The following is a 15,595-nucleotide window of genomic DNA, read 5'->3' as shown; positions in this document are numbered from 1 at the left end:
TTAGTTATTTTCAGCAAAAATCCGCAAATGCTGTGGCAAAATCCGGAATCGCCCTGGCAGTTCTCCGCCTAGCTCGCCGTCCAAATTCAATTGGACATGCCCTGGAGAGATTACATCCATCGCATCCGTACGGAAGTATATAACCTTCTTATCGTTCAAATGCTCGCCGCGAAGGGCTAATCTGACCAAACGGACAAACTCCGCTAGGTTGCATTTTTTAACCGCAATAACATCTAACAGACCATCATCGATACGAGCGCCGGGAGCAAGCTTTTCAAAGCCACCAACAGAATTCGTGTTAGCAATCAGGAACAGCATGAACTCATCATGAATGACTTCTTGACCATTAGCACGAATGATTAGTTCCTGAGGAGAGAGGCTGACCATTTTTTCAATACCTTTTAAATAGTACGCAAGCTGCCCTATCATGGTCTTCAGCTTACTAGGAACTTCATAGGTCAGTTCGGTTAGACTACCGCCGCCTGCAATATTAATAAAATAACGGTCATTTGCCTTACCGATATCAATCGGACGTGTCTCTTGGCGAATGATCAGATCACAGGAATCTTCCCAGTTCTTTGGGATCCCCATTGCACGTGCAAAATCATTGGTAGTACCGAGCGGCAAAACGCCGAGTGGGGGAAGATTAGGCTTCTCCGCCATACCATTAATAACCTCATTTAAAGTGCCATCGCCACCGGCTGCTATGATCAAATCATAACCGCGTTCTACTGCATCTGCAGCAGCTAACATAGCATCGCCTTCTCCGGTTGTTGCATGGCAGGAGGCCTCAATGCCACCCATATCCAGCCGGTCCAAAATATCGGCGAGCCGCTTCTTCATCTCTTCCCGTCCAGAAGTGGGATTATAAATCAATCTCGCAGTTTTCATTACCGGAACGCCACCTGTTTTTATAATAGAATAACCTAATTGATTATACCTAATTCGGACCACTACAATCAATGTTAAAGGCCCTTTCATGCAAATATTCCATTATACAGCAATTCATGACACTTCATCTGACAAAAAAATATATTTATATGTATATGCAACATATCCCGTATTATCCACGGATGTGGGCACTATTTTTCATGATTAAGTGTGTTCAGGGTGAGTTGCTTTATCATTTACTTCGAATCTGTTCGAGGAGTGTCTCTACCTGTCTCTCAATCCAATGCGGAAGAAGAGGGTGCGGAAGAAGCGTTTGACCAGAATACTTATAGGTTAACCCTTTAAGTCTATTCGGAACCACATGCTTAGTGAAATAGCCTTCACTCAAAAAAAGCGGTGCCACCAGCACCTCGTGACCCTGCTCCTGCCAATACTCCACTTTGCTTCGTACACTGTCCGGACTCAGCAGACCATAGTCGGCCGCCGCTACACCACTTACCTCACGTACACGCTCCGCCAGCGAAGATATCCCCTGCTGCCAGCGTTGCCGGAAGCCATCATAGATGCTGCCATGACCCACGAGTAGAATTGTTTCACGCGCTGGTTCCGTAGACAGCACACGTAACTTGTCCCAGATCATTACAGCGATGTCCGGGTCATCGTCGATAGGATAACCATAGTGAACTCTAGCCTTCACTGAGAACAGTGCTAAATCCGTCTCACGTTCAGGCTCAGGTTTGGCGCCTAGTGCATATTCTATCTCATCGACATGTGTGCTTCCCGAGGAAACGAACAATGGGATCACAATAATATCTGTGATCCCTGCGTGTTCCAGCTCATTTATTCCATCTTGAATCAGACGGCCCTCTACCAGCTCTAAAAAAGAGACCACCACAGGAATCTTTTCACCTAGCGATAATCCACTTACGGCTTCCTCCACGATCGACACCCAAGCCTCGTCGCGAGAGCCATGACTGATAATAAGTACGCCCGGTACCATAAATTAGCGTCCCAAACGTTCCAATGTTAATTTATATCCATCATTGCCGTAGTTCAGGCAACGTTTCACACGGGAAATCGTAGCTGTGCTTGCACCCGTCTCTGCTTCGATCTGGTTGTAAGTCGAACCTTTGCCAAGCATACGCGCTACTTCCAGTCGCTGCGACAGCGATTGAATCTCGTTCACAGTGCACAGATCATCAAAGAATACGTAACATTCTTCCATATTTTTCAATGTTAAAATAGCTTCAAATAATTGGTCGATACTTTTATCGTTTAGCTTCTTCAGCTGCATAAGATTATCATCCCCTAATGTGTCTTTCTTGCTCTACTATATTGCACTGGAGCGCATTTTTCAAGCATTAACGATTTCACGCTGTAAAGAGTGAAATCGATGGACAAACGTCCACCCCTGGCGCACACTAATTATGTACTAAACTATTTTCATTTCTTCCTACATAAGAAATAGCACCTACCCTATAGTACTACATAAGCGCCGAAAATCAAGCATGTACACGCTTTTTTCACTTCTTTAGGATGATTATAGGCATTCGCCCTTTTCCGCTCCTATCCCGAGAACCCGGGCATTCGTCTATACCGTATGTTCGCCCATGACATACAGTATAGCAAACCACTAACAAAGGAATGTGATATTATGCCTGATCATTACTATAATCATTCCCGCCGGAATCAGCGTTCGCTGAGCGATTCGTATAATGCCTCTGCCTATCCCGGCCTCAGTCCATACGCGCCTTCATCCCTCCCAGCAGATAGCGGAATCCTTCCCGCTTTAGGAGCAGAAGCTGCCGCTGAAACGGCGCTAGCGCTTCCTGCTGCCGAAGCCACAACGAAAGCTAGCGGCGGACTTGCCGGATTGCTTAGCGGCTTAGGCGGTTTAGGAGGCGGTGGCGGAATTGGTGGGAATATGGACCAAATAAAAGGCATTATCGACCGAATGGGCGGCATTGACGGGATCGTAAACTCCATGGGTAAAGTACAGAAGGTGATGTCCGGCTTCCAGCAGATGGCCCCAATGGTTAAACTCTTCATGGGTAGCTTCGGCAAAGGAAAAGGAGCAGCAGGCGCCCTGGCAGCCGAAGAGGATGCCGCACTGTTCAGCCCGAGTCGACGCAAAAAAAGACGCTCTACATCTCAACGTCGCAAATCGTCCACAACCACACGCCGGCGCTCAACTCCCTCTACTGGAAAACGTCGCCGCAAATAGCGGTGACGTTTTCTGGTGTGCCTACGGCCATTGCCGGATAGGTACTATAATCTGACAAACAGCATTTCTCAGGGGAAGAGACTTGCTGTATCGTTTCTTTTATTTTTACTTAAACCATCCACTTCGCCGGAACCATCTGAACATACCAACGCCCACCACCAGCATAAACAGCAGAACGCCAAAATACCCATACTTCCATTCAAGTTCAGGCATCACTACAAAGTTCATTCCATAGATTCCGGCAATCAGCGTCAGCGGCATAAATACGGTGGTGATTACAGTTAGTGTTTTCATGATCGAATTCATCCGGTTAGAATTAAGGGAAATGTAGCTATCACGTAAATCTGCGGTCATTTCTCGATCAGCCTCAATCATATCGGACAGTTTTAACAAGTGATCGTAGATATCGCCAAAATAAATCCGTTCCTCGCCGTTACTCTGGACATGCTGCGAATTCACAATCCGGTACATCAAATCGCGCATCGGCACAATCGTCCGCCGCATTTTGAGCAGCCTTCCGCGCAAGCCAAACACTTGGCTCATTAAATCCTCCACTGACTCACTGCCGCCATTGCTCTCCAGATCCGCAAGCTCGTCCTCTAAACTGTAGAGGCATGGAAAATACTTATCTACCAGTTTGTCCATGACTGTATATGCAGCCGCCATCGGTCCGCCCGACCAGCCTTTACGACTATGTATTTCACGCTTCACCTGCTCCCAGGCTTCATTCATCTCTGTTTTTTCCTGATGATGATAGGATACGAGGTAATTTGCGCTCAAAAAAAGGTCAATCTCTTCAGCATCCAGCGTCTCTTCGTTCAGCGCATGCAACACAAAAAACTGCACTTCCTCATAATGATCCAGCTTCGGCCGCTGCAACACATGCATACAATCCTCTATCGCCAACGGATGAAAATGAAAATAGTGATCGAGCAGCAGCGTCTCCTCCACCGTAGGTGTAGCAAAGTCTGCCCATATCCATGCGTAATCCTCTCGCCGTATATCCTGCAGAGGTATGTCTGTCAGCACCTCACCTGTATGCGTCACCGCAAGTGTACGTATCATAAATGTTCCTCCGCTTCATCTTCTTCCACGCATCTATTGTACCGCAAGACGAGGAGTCTTCCAAAAACATCGAAAAACAAAATTAAGTTGGATTGCCATCGAACTTAATCAAATCATAGCGATTGATTTGTTTAATAATTAGTTTTTTTAAATTCTAACCCTCCGACTAGATTCGACAGATGCATAAAAAGCTACGCCAGACATCCGCTCATAAGCAGCTTATCCCATTTTTACTCACTTTCATCTGGATAAGCTCGACTCTGCAAACTGGAACATTTATGTACCTCTTTCCGCTCATTCGATGCTATTTCACCAATTCAGGTGCATTTATGTACCTCTTTCTGCTCTTTCGACGCTATTTCGCCAATTCTGGTGCATTTTATGTACCTCTTTCCGCTCCTTCGACGCTATTTCGCCAATTATGGTGCATTTATGTACCTCTTTCCGCTTCTCCAACGCTATTTCGCCAATTATGGTGCATTTATGTACCTCTTTCCGCTTCTCCAACGCTATTTCGCCAATTATGGTGCATTTATACACCTCTTTCTGCTCATTCGACGCTATTTCGCCAATTCAGGTGCATTTATACACCTCTTTCCGCTCCTTCGACGCTATTTCGCCAATTATGGTGCATTTATGTACCTCTTTCTGCTCATTCGACGCTATTCCGCCAATTCAGGTGTATTTATGTACCTCTTTCTGCCCATTTAGATGGCGTAAAGTAAGTTGTGTACCAAGATTTGGAGCCTAGTCAGGCAACAAAAAAGTAGGGTATTCTCGGGATTGTCGAAGTCCACTAAGAAAGGAACCCTACTCGATGACTATTCTACCCGAAAACATGTTAAATAATCTATTTGAAAATCTTGTCACCCAATTTGTAAAAGATAATCTAGAGTCCATTATGAAAGCGGAAATCCAGCAATTCATGACCAGTGAAGAAGCCGGGAACCACAACAGCCGCAACGGATACTACACCCGGGATCTACACACGAAATACGGAAATGTAGAGGATCTGGCCGTTCCTAGGGACCGTCAAGGAGCCTTCCAAACGCAGTTGTTCGAGCCCTACCAGCGGCGAGATGGATGGCTAGAGGAGGCTGTCATCCAGATGTACAAAAGTGGTATGGGAACGCGAGATGTGGCCCGGTTCATTGAAAGTATGTTCGGCAGCCACTATTCACCCACGACCGTTAGCAACATTACAGCTACGGTACTTGACGACATTCATCAGTGGCAGAAGCGCCCGTTAAACAAACGCTACTCCGTTATCTACCTGGATGGCCTATATGTGAAACTCAAGCGCAGCACCGTTAGCGGAGAAGTCGTTTATTTCGCCATGGGGATCGACGAAGACGGTCACCGCCAGATCCTTGGCTTTTACGTAGGCGGCCAGGAGAGCGCAAACGGCTGGCGCGAGGTGCTCAAAGACCTCTACGACCGTGGTGTCCAGGAAGTCTTGCTGGGCGTGTTTGATGGGCTTCCGGGACTCGATGCAGCGTTCCGTGAAACTTATCCGAAGGCGGATGTGCAGCATTGTATCGTCCACAAAGTGCGTTCGACCTTCCCGAAAATTCGGATTCAGCACAAAACGGAAGTCATTGAAGATCTGAAGACGATCTACACGGCTGCAGACCACGATCTGGCTCGGGCTGCGTTTGACACGGTGAAGGCCAAATGGGGCAAGCTCTACCCGAAAGAAATGCGGTCTTGGGAAGAACAGTTGCCAACGCTGCTGACCTTTTACAAGTATCCTGCGCTCATAAAGGAAGCCATCTACACGTCCAATCCAATTGAACGAATGAACAAGGAAATCCGAAAGCGTCTGAAACCCATGAATAGCCTCACGAATATGGATGCAGCAGAGAAAATTGTTTACCTCGACGTGATGGACTACAACGAACGCTTTAGCGAACGGGTCATTCGCGGTTTCGGCGATCTAGAAGTAAAGAAGAAACTAAATGAGATGTTTGAAGCACGATATCCACCGCAGGCAGAGTAAAACAAGTAGCTCGAATTCCCTTTTCCCTTGGGGCGGGGCCCCCGCCCCAAGGAACATCTGCACTAACTAACGAACACCCGAGAAGTTACCTTCTACTCTCTTACACAAACTTCTTGACGCTGCCCCCATTTAACGCTATTTCACCAATTAAGGTGCATTTATGTACCTCTTTCCGCCCATTCGACGCTATTCCGCCAATTATGGTGCATTTATGTACCTCTTTCCGCTCATTCGGCGCTATTTCGCCAATTCCCATACTTCTACGAGATTAATACCTTTCTCCTCTTGGAGGAGGAAAAGTCGAACGCTGGAGCTAGAGAGTCTACCTGTCTGTCTGTCTGTCTACCTTTCTTTCTTTCTTTCTTTCCATCCTTCCGTCCAGCCAGCCTTCATTCCTTCGTTCCATCCATCTATCCATCTGTCCAGCCTTCCTTCCTTCCTTCCTTCTTCCCACCACCCCACACAACAAAAAAAGATGTCCGCAGCCAAAGGCCAACTGACATCTTTTTATTAAAGGGATTTAAAAAATGATTTTGAAAATCAGACCGGCTAATACCGCACTGATAGGAATCGTGATAAACCAAGTGACCACAATACGTCCGGCTACTCCCCATTTCACGGCAGAGAAGCGTTTTGCGGAGCCAACACCCAGGATGGCTGAAGTGATCGCATGTGTCGAGCTGACTGGCAAATGCAGCAGTGTTGCCGAGAAAATAACGGAAGCCGCGGAAATATCAGCCGCGAAGCCGTTGATCGGCTCGATTTTGAAAATCTTCGTACCCATGGTCTTGATAATCTTCCAACCACCAATGGAGGTACCGAGTGCCATAGCCGTAGCCGCAGCAACCTTAACCCATAGAGGGATTACATCCATAGTCTCTTGGCGTCCTGATGTAACGAGGGCAAAGGTAATGATCCCCATCGCCTTCTGCGCATCATTCGTACCATGAGTAAACGACTGTAATGCCGCCGTCACAACCTGCATGGAACGGAAGCCCTTATTAACCGTATGTGGACTACGCTTTGCAAAAATCCATTTCAGGACTGTCATGATGATATAACCGATAACAAATGCAATAATTGGCGAGAAGATCAAGCCCTCGACAATTTCCACAAATCCGCCCCAGTTAATATGCGACGAGCCTGCACCTACATATACTGCACCAGCCAAAGCGCCGATCAGTGCATGAGAGGAGGAGGACGGAATTCCGAGCCACCAGGTGATCAAATTCCAAATAATCGCAGCAATCAGCGTGGCTATTATGATATCCAGACCATTTTCCAGCAACGTGGGGTCTGTGATACTTCCGCCAATTTTCTTAGCTACACCTGTAAACATCAAAGCTCCGACAAAGTTCATCAGTGCCGCCATAATAATAGCTGTTCGAGGTTTTAACGCACGTGTAGAGACAGAGGTAGCAATCGCGTTGGCCGTATCATGGAAACCATTAATAAAGTCAAACGCAAGCGCGAGAAATATAACAATTCCAAGAATCCATATCGATGTTTCCATATTCTAGTACCCCTTATGAGTTGCGCATGATGATCGATTCCAACATGTTGGCTACATCTTCACATTTATCTGTAGTGGTCTCGAGTCGCTCATATAATTCCTTGCGCTTAATCAGCTCAATCGGGTCCTTAACGGTTTCAAATAGAGCTTTGGTACAAATACGAAGGACTTCATCCCCTTGATTCTCAAGGTCATTCAGACGGATCGTATATTCACGAATAGCCAGCAGCTTCTTCTGGGAGAGCAAATGAACCGCTTTTTGGATTTCATAAGCACACTGACGAAGGATTTCGGCAAATTGTACAATGTATTCATCCGGGTCAAGAAGGTTGTACATATAGAAACGTGAGGCAGATGCCTCCAAGCCATCAATGACATCATCCATGCTTGTAATCAAGTCCATAATGTCGTCACGCTCAAGTGGCGTAATGAACGTCTTGTTCAATTCCTTAATTACGGTGTGCGTGTAAGTATCACATTGGGATTCGTACTTCTTCATCTCTGCAGCGAAACTATCGACATTATTCCGGAGATCAGTGATATTCTGAGCAAAATAATCTGCAGCTTGGACAATGGTATCCGCCATATTTTCCAGCGTCTCAAAGAATATGTCCTTTTTTCTCAACTTCATTGTTTTAAACCCCTTTACATAATATTACCGTGAGTACAGAGTCACCCATATGTAAAAAGCATGAAAATGAATGACAACCCTTGTTATCTTAACATATCCGTAGAAGGTATAGAAGCTATAGAAATGAACTTTTTTACACTCTATTAACACTTACCCATAATTCCGAACACAAATCTGTATAACACTGGATATTCCGACTTTCTTAGGTTGCACTATCTGCTCCACCGTATACCACATGACTGCTAAATGTAGGTGCATTAGGGACCACCAAAATATGGGTGATTCCAGGATACATCAGCGTCTCTTTACCATCCTTCACAAACCGAATGACATCACCTGGTTCACGTGACCATCTGCCCTTCGTAACCTGTCCCCTCTGAAAAAGTAGCGCTTCCCCGCCCAACTCCACATCAACTTGAAGTCTTCCCACATCATCAAGCACTTTATGATCGGATCCCATCACCATTACATTTGCAGCTTCTACCGGCTTATTGTTATTCAAATCCAAATGCGGTTTGCCATTCACGTAACGCTGATAGGTCTGAAGCTGAGTATCATATTTATAGTCAATTTTATAGCTTTTAAGTAAGAAGTTTACGCTAAACTCAGCGGCTTGCTCTCCGCCTGTCGGTATGTAATCTGGATTGTTAAAAAGATACCCCGGCACCTTCACATTTGTTTCATAACCAAGCTTCTCGGCACCTTCTCGCAGCTTCGCTGCGTTACTGTACAGATTATGAGGGGCTTTACGTGTTTTGTCCCGCCAGAAATAAGCTCCGGCACGACCGATCTCGTCCATATCCGCCTTTTTCTCTTTTTGCAAAATGGCATAAGCCGCAGGACTCCCTCCGGCATGCACCGTCACACCACCGTAGCTCTCGCCAATATCGAGCAGATAGGGACGGATACTGCGAATCGGCCCGATTTTCACTACTCCAGTATGACTTTGAAAAATACCAATCAACCGCGTTATGCCACCTTCAGCAAGGATCTCATATAAAATATCTGCTTCGCTCACCCCCGACTGCGGCCGGGCCGCTGGAGCATTATTTATCATAACGGCCAAGGGGCGTGGGAGAATGTCTTCAGATACCGGCAGGCCTGTTAACCCGGATATGAGTTCAGCAGTGGGATCCGCAGTAGGCGTTGGCTGGATCGTTTCAATAGGTGCGGGGTCTGAGGTAGGTTGCTGTGTGGGGGCAATTACATTATTTGCACTCTCTGTTCCGCAAGCGGAGAGCAATAGGGTACTCAGTACAATGGCAGATAACAGACGGGAAGAAGAGCAGTTTACTTTCATAAGCTTGTAGTTCCTCCTAAACATTTTATGTATCTTAACTGGTTTCTTCCATTTAATCACAGCCAGTCCCATTTGTCTTGATCCGCTTGCATTAAAAAAGGCACAGCCGATTTCCGGCTGCACCCTGCATGTATCTTATCCGTTTAGTCTAGCTTCCAGCAATTAAGGCTTAATGTCCCATATTGATACGCTTGAAATATCCGCTCTGCCTTCCTGCTGCCATCCGCTGTTCCCATCGCATAAAAGAGAGGTGCAAAATGCTCTCTTCCGTAAGATGGAACCGCATCTCGAACATGTGGAGCTTTTTTCTCATAAGCAAACAGTGAAGGCAAATCCCAAGATTCTAAACCCTTGGCAATCCACGCATCGAATTCAAGCGCCCACTCTTCAGGCTGATCACTTTCATTTAGCATCCGCAAATTGTGAACAAGTCCACCGCTGCCTATCAGCAGTATGCCTTCGTCACGCAGAGGGGCTAACATCCGCCCGATATTGTACTGTTCCTTCGGAGAACGTAGTGAATCGACGGATAAAGCGACTACCGGAATATCGGCTTTCGGAAACATTTTTTTCAGTATTACCCAGACTCCGTGATCGAGTCCTCGCCCCAGAACGGGCTGATGTGAAAGATTGTTACCCTTAAAGAGCTCGGAAATCCGCTTGGTCAGAGCTGGATCACCCGGGGCTGGATAGGTCAGTGTGTACATTTCTTCAGGGAATCCGTAGAAGTCATGTTGAGTCTCGTGCTTCTCATCAATGGTGAGTAGCTGTTCCGGGCTATCCCAGTGCGCTGAGAATACTACTATACCCCGTGGTGCTTCTAGTTCTTGACCAAGCCGCTCCAGAAAACGGGTATACTCGTTATCCTCCAGTGCGAGGAGCGGAGAACCGTGCGCGATAAAAAATGACGGTAATTTCATAGGATGCCAACCTCCATAACCCAGTATATGGTGTGCATCTTTATTTTACCGCTTATTTCAAGTTATTGCGAGTAAAGTCCATCACCTATATCATCCAATTTTGCCACTCTGTCTGCACATGCTCCTGCTCGTTCATCCACTCTCTTGTCCGCTTAAGCAGTTGTTGCTGTGCTGGCCCGGAAGAAAAGGTATGATCCCCTTGAAAAATGATCTCTTTATCGCAACGCCCCTCAGGGCGCGTCCAGAATAATTTCTGATAAAGGAAAGCATAATCCACGGGGATGACATCGTCAGAAGTACCATGGATTACGAGTACATCACCGCTGAATTTACTTGCCTCTTGGAAAGGCTGAAAAGCCGCCAAAGAATTAAAATATACCGGTGTGAACGAGTAGCCCACATAATCGGCTGATCCATTCTTCACCGATCGATCATACGCCTCTCGCCCTACGATCTTCACAATATCATTGAAGGGGTAGCCTACGGAGGCCCACAGCACGAGATTCTTCACACGGCGATCCCGAATACTTGTCAGAAGCGCAACCGCCCCACCCAGACTGTGGCCAATGAGCGTCACACGCTGTGGATCCACATCGGCAGAGCTGATTCCGTAATCGAGCACCGCTCTAGTCTGAGCGATCATCGACTCCATATCCTCGCCGCCGTAATTACCGCTGCTCTCGCCGCAGCCCGCATAATCAAATCGAATGACCATATATCCGTCTTGCCCCAGCTCACGAGCCGCTTTGACAAAGATCCGATCCACCCCAATCCGATTACCTACAAATCCATGGCAAATTACGGCTAATGGTAATCTGTCCTTGCAACGTGTGGAAGTTCCCTTCTCTTTACTCGGATAATGGATGCTCGCTGTCAATTCTTCGCCGTTATGCCGAATTACAATATTCCGTTCCATTGCCGTAACCTCCTATATTTGAAATTAATTTTAATTTGTTAGAATTCCGATTAACTTAGTGTTAATTATATCCTTATTATAAAGATTTCGCTCATATTGTCAACAGGAACGGGACAATTCCTAATCAAATGAGGCGTTTATTGAACATTGGTCAGCACGACAAACAGAGTATTCCGTAAGTCATGATGATGACTCCGGGACACACGCTTAGTTTTTCCCCTCTTGATCTAAACACTAATCTTCGTTGATTTAGATATCTTGTATGCGGATAAGCCACACCATGGAGGTTTGAGGTTTGAGGGTTGGGGTTGGGGTTGGGGTTGGGGTTGGGGTTGGGGTTGGGGTTGGGGTTGGGGTTGGGGTTGGGGTTGGGGTTGGAGTTGGGGTTGGGGTTGGTATAATTCCGGGTTCCGGTGTTCCAACGCCCCAACGCTACACATTTTTGTAATTCCAGCATTCCGAGATTTGAACCAAGTCCCCTCACAAAAACGCACAACAGCGATCCTCCAGTAAACGGAGGATCGCTGTTGTGGTGTTTTTTAGCGTGATGAGCTTCTAGGGTCGTCAATCAATCATAGCTGTCGTTAAACATCTCATGGGTTTCTTGACTGCCTTCCCAATCCTTAAGCAGGCCCTCGGTTGCTGGCTCTTCCGTGGAATTCCACATGCTGAATCCATCAGAGCCGCCCCAATCCCCCATTGAATGATTGGGCGTAGGCTCGAAACCGTTGCCCATGACTCTTTCCTGGTCCTTCTTGTTCTCATGTTCCATAAAGCTCCCAACCTTTCCCAAAGCTATATTGATCAAGCAACAACATTATCAGTGTTCACTCTTATAAAAGGATTATGCATAGGAAAATAGAAATGCTTGTCCTTGCGCTGACCTGTCAGGCAAACGTATACTCTAGGTTAAAGACTATACCGATTACACTACTGGAGGTTTACATCCTAATTATGAAAGTGAAAGATATGATTAAGGAAAATAACGCCCTGCGCGAGCAGATGACGCCTTTCAATCGATCCTATTTTGAAGATATGATCCTGACGTTGCGGGCTAGCCGGATAGAAGCTCTACGCACTGAAGAACTTTTACTGGATGCAGCAAAACTACTTCTGAAAGAACAAAAGAAAGGGAAAAATGCTAAGCAGGTGTTTGGTGAGAATCCGGATGATTATTTTAAAGAGATCATAGACAGCATTCCCACACGCCCGGCACGCAGCAAATGGAACTATTACTCGATGATTCCCTGCGCGGCTCTAACCTGTCTGTTCGGAATCTTCGCTATAGGCGGACTCTTTCTGCAATGGACCAATGGATCACCCGGGATGTTCGGACAGATTAGCCTCTTCACGCTCTTCGCTGTGGGTGCAGGTTCCATCATCTTGATCGAGCTTATTATGAAATGGATGACCTCCTTGTCTGAGAGTGATGCGCCTACAGCCAAACCTTTTGATATCAAGGGCCTTGGCGTCTATATCGGAATCGCCGTGGTTGCCGTATTCATTGGTCTCTACCTTGACCGTTTGTTTCCGGTCATTACATTATCTCCATGGGTAAGCTTAATAGTTTCCCTGATTGGCGCAATTGGACTAAAGTTTATATTTTTCAAAAAGTAAAAATCGTGCTCCAACCGTATTCCATCCGATAGACAGGGGGAACTTTTATGAATAAGAAGCAAGGTATTCTCTATTCTGTTCTAGCAGTAACATTGGGACTAGGTGCTACACCTATAGGAACGATTCAAGCTGAAGGCGCTGTCAGCCCTCCTGTGGGAGGCGCTAAGGCAAGTCCTCTGACTGCTAATAATGATCATGCGGAAGCTATCTATAAAGCTGCATTGCCGCTGTTGTCTTCCTCTAACAAGTTACCCGAAGCTATTAAATATTTGAACGCCAATATGTATGCGGTAGGTTCGTATCGTGCCACAATAATGACACTGAAGCTTGAGAATTTACACAAGGCGGCGCTTCCGGCGTGGGAGAGCAAATTCAATACCAGCAATGTCCAGCGGAAGCTCACCGCCATCTATAAGGCTGGCGCTAGTATGAAGACCCTTGCTGAGGCTACAGAAGATCCCGCACTGCGCACTCTACTGAAAAGTGCCAGCGAAAGCGGATATAAATTGGAGACGGCCGAGGGTACTTTTTTCCCTGTGATCGATTATGCGGCTTACCGTAAATATAAGCTTTATGTCACTAATGATATCAGTGCTTATATATCCATTATGGCCACGGAGTCTGATCTTCCTTCCTCCAAGGACAACGGGCTGGTCATTGGTTGGACCGATGTAGCTGCACGTGCATTGTCTCAAGAGCAATTCATTCAAAATTATCCGAAATCGAATCGAATTTCAGCTGTTAAATCCTTATACTCTATTTACGTTAACAATACGTTCTACGGTCAGAACAACACGCCCCTCTTCCACTATGACAATCTGGAAATGGACTTGGAGGCACAGAAAGCCTACTCTAGCATTCTGACCAAGAATAACGATACTAGCTCATTCCTACAGAAACTAGATGGCTTCATGAAATTGATGAAGGATAATAATTTTAAATTAAACGACGAAGTCGAGCAGTTCCGTAAGACTACCATGCCACTCTAATATGCTAGAAATATAAGACATTATACAAAAGGCCCGCCCCACTTTATTCTGGGACGGGCCTTTCTATGTTCATTAACGAAATAATTAAAGTGATGAAGGAAATTAAATAAGGATGTTAAAGAGATTGGAATCCTTATTGATTTCTACGTAATCGACGCCCTTCTGCTGCATCCGTTCGATGAGAGGTTCATAGGCATCTGTAGATAATAGTTCAATGCCTACAAGCGCAGGGCCGTTCTCTTTATCATGCTTCTTAATATACTCGAATCGGGTAATATCATCGTGAGGCCCAAGGATCTCACCCAAGAACTCACGCAGGGCACCTGCCCGTTGCGGGAAGTTCACCATGAAGTAGTGCTTTAAGCCTTCGTAGATCAGAGACCGCTCTTTGATCTCCTGCATACGGTCAATATCATTGTTACCACCGCTGATGATGCAGACAACCGTCTTGCCGCGGATTTGATCACGGTATTGATCAAGTGCTGCGATAGGTAAGGAGCCCGCTGGCTCAACCACTATAGCATTCTCGTTATACAGTTCCAGAATGGTGGTACAAGCTTTACCTTCAGGCACCATCACAATGTCATCCAGATGCCGGGAACAAATATCATAAGTCAGTCCGCCGACGCGCTTAACAGCCGCTCCGTCCACGAACTTGTTAATTTCTTTAAGCGTTACCACTTCTCCAAGCTTGATCGCTTCAGTCATTGAAGCGGCTCCGAGCGGTTCCACGCCAATCAACTTAGTGGATGGACTGACCGTCTTCACATAAGTGGCTATTCCTGCTGCCAGGCCGCCCCCACCAATCGTTACGAACATAAAATCGGCAGGATGGTCCAGATTCTCCATTACTTCCATCGCTATTGTTCCATTGCCTGCAATAATTCTCGGCTCATCAAACGGATGGATCAACGTCATTCCATGATCTATACAAGCTTGCAGTGCTTCATCATAAGCGTCATCGAAAGTATCACCCTTCAGAATGACCTCAACAAACTCACCGCCGAACCGCCGAACTTGCTTCACCTTCTGGTTAGGTGTGGTGCTCGGCATATAGACCTTGCCCTTAATTCCAAGTGCCTTACAGGAGTAGGCTACACCTTGTGCATGATTTCCTGCACTCGCGCAGACAATGCCTTTAGCTCTATCTTCTGCTGATAGACTACGAATCATATTATAAGCTCCACGGATTTTAAAAGAACGGACAATCTGTAAATCCTCGCGCTTCAAATATACATCGCAATCATACTTGGCCGATAGTACGGCGTCACGCTGTAGTGGAGTCCGGATGATGACCTCCCGCAGTACGTGATGAGCCCGTACGATATCTTCCATTCCTACGATTCGGTCTTCCTCTTCTCTCATAACCCTCTCGCCTCACTATCATCTAATCATTCTCTTCTTGTAACATACTCTCCCAAGGACATTTTTTCAAGCATTGTCCGCTGTACGCAATACAATATTGAAGTAAAACTTACACTTTTTTTATATTAAAAAAGAGACTATAGGAATCTCCCATAATCTCTTTAA

Annotated in this window: 16 protein-coding genes; 5 read left to right on the top strand and 11 right to left on the bottom strand. The window is 46.2% G+C overall.

Features of this window, described 5'->3' with window-relative positions:
• The 3 genes from ACDZ28_RS11855 to ACDZ28_RS11845 form a co-directional block, all read right to left on the bottom strand.
• Window positions 1-891, bottom strand: a complete 891-nt coding sequence (locus ACDZ28_RS11855) for a diacylglycerol kinase (protein WP_042124069.1) — start codon at window positions 889-891, stop codon at window positions 1-3.
• A 232-nt stretch (window positions 892-1,123) separates the two neighbouring features.
• Entirely contained in the window at window positions 1,124-1,891 is a 768-nt protein-coding gene (locus ACDZ28_RS11850; protein ID WP_375104746.1) for a sirohydrochlorin chelatase, read from the bottom strand.
• A 3-nt stretch (window positions 1,892-1,894) separates the two neighbouring features.
• A complete protein-coding gene (locus ACDZ28_RS11845; RefSeq protein ID WP_019913624.1) occupies window positions 1,895-2,185 on the bottom strand; it encodes a YerC/YecD family TrpR-related protein in 291 nt (96 codons plus the stop codon).
• Window positions 2,186-2,545: 360 nt separating this feature from the next.
• Between ACDZ28_RS11845 and ACDZ28_RS11840 the strand changes: the two genes are divergently transcribed.
• The gene (locus ACDZ28_RS11840) at window positions 2,546-3,115 is read left to right on the top strand and encodes a hypothetical protein (RefSeq protein ID WP_076120156.1); all 570 of its coding nucleotides are present in this window, start codon (window positions 2,546-2,548) and stop codon (window positions 3,113-3,115) included.
• A 105-nt stretch (window positions 3,116-3,220) separates the two neighbouring features.
• Here ACDZ28_RS11840 and corA read toward each other — a convergent pair whose 3' ends face one another.
• Window positions 3,221-4,180, bottom strand: coding sequence for a magnesium/cobalt transporter CorA (gene corA, locus ACDZ28_RS11835; protein WP_076120157.1), 960 nt, complete (start codon window positions 4,178-4,180; stop codon window positions 3,221-3,223).
• An 817-nt stretch (window positions 4,181-4,997) separates the two neighbouring features.
• Here corA and ACDZ28_RS11830 point away from each other — a divergent pair.
• The gene (locus ACDZ28_RS11830) at window positions 4,998-6,179 is read left to right on the top strand and encodes an IS256 family transposase (protein ID WP_375102427.1); all 1,182 of its coding nucleotides are present in this window, start codon (window positions 4,998-5,000) and stop codon (window positions 6,177-6,179) included.
• Window positions 6,180-6,699: 520 nt separating this feature from the next.
• On the opposite strand, the gene ACDZ28_RS11825 is transcribed toward ACDZ28_RS11830, so the two are convergent.
• The 5 genes from ACDZ28_RS11825 to ACDZ28_RS11805 all read right to left on the bottom strand — a co-directional run bounded on the left by ACDZ28_RS11825 (window position 6,700) and on the right by ACDZ28_RS11805 (window position 11,459).
• Window positions 6,700-7,692, bottom strand: coding sequence for an inorganic phosphate transporter (locus ACDZ28_RS11825; RefSeq protein ID WP_042184776.1), 993 nt, complete (start codon window positions 7,690-7,692; stop codon window positions 6,700-6,702).
• A gap of 13 nt (window positions 7,693-7,705) precedes the next feature.
• Window positions 7,706-8,323: a DUF47 domain-containing protein gene (locus tag ACDZ28_RS11820; protein WP_042124056.1), complete on the bottom strand. Its 618-nt coding sequence runs from the start codon at window positions 8,321-8,323 to the stop codon at window positions 7,706-7,708.
• Between the two features lie 202 nt (window positions 8,324-8,525).
• Window positions 8,526-9,623: a DUF3048 domain-containing protein gene (locus ACDZ28_RS11815; RefSeq protein WP_375104745.1), complete on the bottom strand. Its 1,098-nt coding sequence runs from the start codon at window positions 9,621-9,623 to the stop codon at window positions 8,526-8,528.
• Between the two features lie 143 nt (window positions 9,624-9,766).
• The gene (locus ACDZ28_RS11810; protein ID WP_042124054.1) at window positions 9,767-10,543 is read right to left on the bottom strand and encodes a class III extradiol ring-cleavage dioxygenase; all 777 of its coding nucleotides are present in this window, start codon (window positions 10,541-10,543) and stop codon (window positions 9,767-9,769) included.
• A gap of 85 nt (window positions 10,544-10,628) precedes the next feature.
• Window positions 10,629-11,459, bottom strand: coding sequence for an alpha/beta hydrolase family protein (locus ACDZ28_RS11805; RefSeq protein WP_375104744.1), 831 nt, complete (start codon window positions 11,457-11,459; stop codon window positions 10,629-10,631).
• Between the two features lie 295 nt (window positions 11,460-11,754).
• On the opposite strand from ACDZ28_RS11805, the gene ACDZ28_RS11800 reads away from it, so the two are divergent.
• Window positions 11,755-11,907, top strand: a complete 153-nt coding sequence (locus ACDZ28_RS11800) for a hypothetical protein (RefSeq protein ID WP_375104743.1) — start codon at window positions 11,755-11,757, stop codon at window positions 11,905-11,907.
• 120 nt (window positions 11,908-12,027) lie between these two features.
• On the opposite strand, the gene ACDZ28_RS11795 is transcribed toward ACDZ28_RS11800, so the two are convergent.
• Window positions 12,028-12,231, bottom strand: coding sequence for a hypothetical protein (locus ACDZ28_RS11795; protein WP_042124052.1), 204 nt, complete (start codon window positions 12,229-12,231; stop codon window positions 12,028-12,030).
• A 182-nt stretch (window positions 12,232-12,413) separates the two neighbouring features.
• Between ACDZ28_RS11795 and ACDZ28_RS11790 the strand changes: the two genes are divergently transcribed.
• The gene (locus ACDZ28_RS11790) at window positions 12,414-13,076 is read left to right on the top strand and encodes a DUF1129 family protein (RefSeq protein ID WP_375104742.1); all 663 of its coding nucleotides are present in this window, start codon (window positions 12,414-12,416) and stop codon (window positions 13,074-13,076) included.
• 47 nt (window positions 13,077-13,123) lie between these two features.
• On the top strand, window positions 13,124-14,065 hold the full coding sequence (locus tag ACDZ28_RS11785) for a hypothetical protein (protein WP_375104741.1): 942 nt from the start codon (window positions 13,124-13,126) through the stop codon (window positions 14,063-14,065).
• 102 nt (window positions 14,066-14,167) lie between these two features.
• On the opposite strand, the gene ilvA is transcribed toward ACDZ28_RS11785, so the two are convergent.
• Window positions 14,168-15,430 carry a threonine ammonia-lyase IlvA gene (gene ilvA, locus ACDZ28_RS11780; protein WP_042124049.1) on the bottom strand — a complete coding sequence of 421 codons (1,263 nt, stop codon included), beginning with the start codon at window positions 15,428-15,430 and terminating at the stop codon, window positions 14,168-14,170.
• Between the last annotated feature and the right edge of the window lie 165 nt (window positions 15,431-15,595).

Source organism: Paenibacillus sp. RS8 (genome assembly GCF_041956825.1).
Classification (GTDB): domain Bacteria; phylum Bacillota; class Bacilli; order Paenibacillales; family Paenibacillaceae; genus Paenibacillus_AQ.
This window is presented reverse-complemented; position numbering and strand designations above follow the sequence as displayed.

Bases quoted from the DNA above. Each gene is read 5' to 3' on its own strand.
- ACDZ28_RS11855 (WP_042124069.1), bottom strand. From the start codon at position 891: ATGAAAACTGCGAGATTGATTTATAATCCCACTTCTGGACGGGAAGAG.
- ACDZ28_RS11850 (WP_375104746.1), bottom strand. From the start codon at position 1,891: ATGGTACCGGGCGTACTTATTATCAGTCATGGCTCTCGCGACGAGGCT.
- ACDZ28_RS11845 (WP_019913624.1), bottom strand. From the start codon at position 2,185: ATGCAGCTGAAGAAGCTAAACGATAAAAGTATCGACCAATTATTTGAA.
- ACDZ28_RS11840 (WP_076120156.1), top strand. From the start codon at position 2,546: ATGCCTGATCATTACTATAATCATTCCCGCCGGAATCAGCGTTCGCTG.
- corA (WP_076120157.1), bottom strand. From the start codon at position 4,180: ATGATACGTACACTTGCGGTGACGCATACAGGTGAGGTGCTGACAGAC.
- ACDZ28_RS11830 (WP_375102427.1), top strand. From the start codon at position 4,998: ATGACTATTCTACCCGAAAACATGTTAAATAATCTATTTGAAAATCTT.
- ACDZ28_RS11825 (WP_042184776.1), bottom strand. From the start codon at position 7,692: ATGGAAACATCGATATGGATTCTTGGAATTGTTATATTTCTCGCGCTT.
- ACDZ28_RS11820 (WP_042124056.1), bottom strand. From the start codon at position 8,323: ATGAAGTTGAGAAAAAAGGACATATTCTTTGAGACGCTGGAAAATATG.
- ACDZ28_RS11815 (WP_375104745.1), bottom strand. From the start codon at position 9,623: ATGAAAGTAAACTGCTCTTCTTCCCGTCTGTTATCTGCCATTGTACTG.
- ACDZ28_RS11810 (WP_042124054.1), bottom strand. From the start codon at position 10,543: ATGAAATTACCGTCATTTTTTATCGCGCACGGTTCTCCGCTCCTCGCA.
- ACDZ28_RS11805 (WP_375104744.1), bottom strand. From the start codon at position 11,459: ATGGAACGGAATATTGTAATTCGGCATAACGGCGAAGAATTGACAGCG.
- ACDZ28_RS11795 (WP_042124052.1), bottom strand. From the start codon at position 12,231: ATGGAACATGAGAACAAGAAGGACCAGGAAAGAGTCATGGGCAACGGT.
- ACDZ28_RS11790 (WP_375104742.1), top strand. From the start codon at position 12,414: ATGAAAGTGAAAGATATGATTAAGGAAAATAACGCCCTGCGCGAGCAG.
- ACDZ28_RS11785 (WP_375104741.1), top strand. From the start codon at position 13,124: ATGAATAAGAAGCAAGGTATTCTCTATTCTGTTCTAGCAGTAACATTG.
- ilvA (WP_042124049.1), bottom strand. From the start codon at position 15,430: ATGAGAGAAGAGGAAGACCGAATCGTAGGAATGGAAGATATCGTACGG.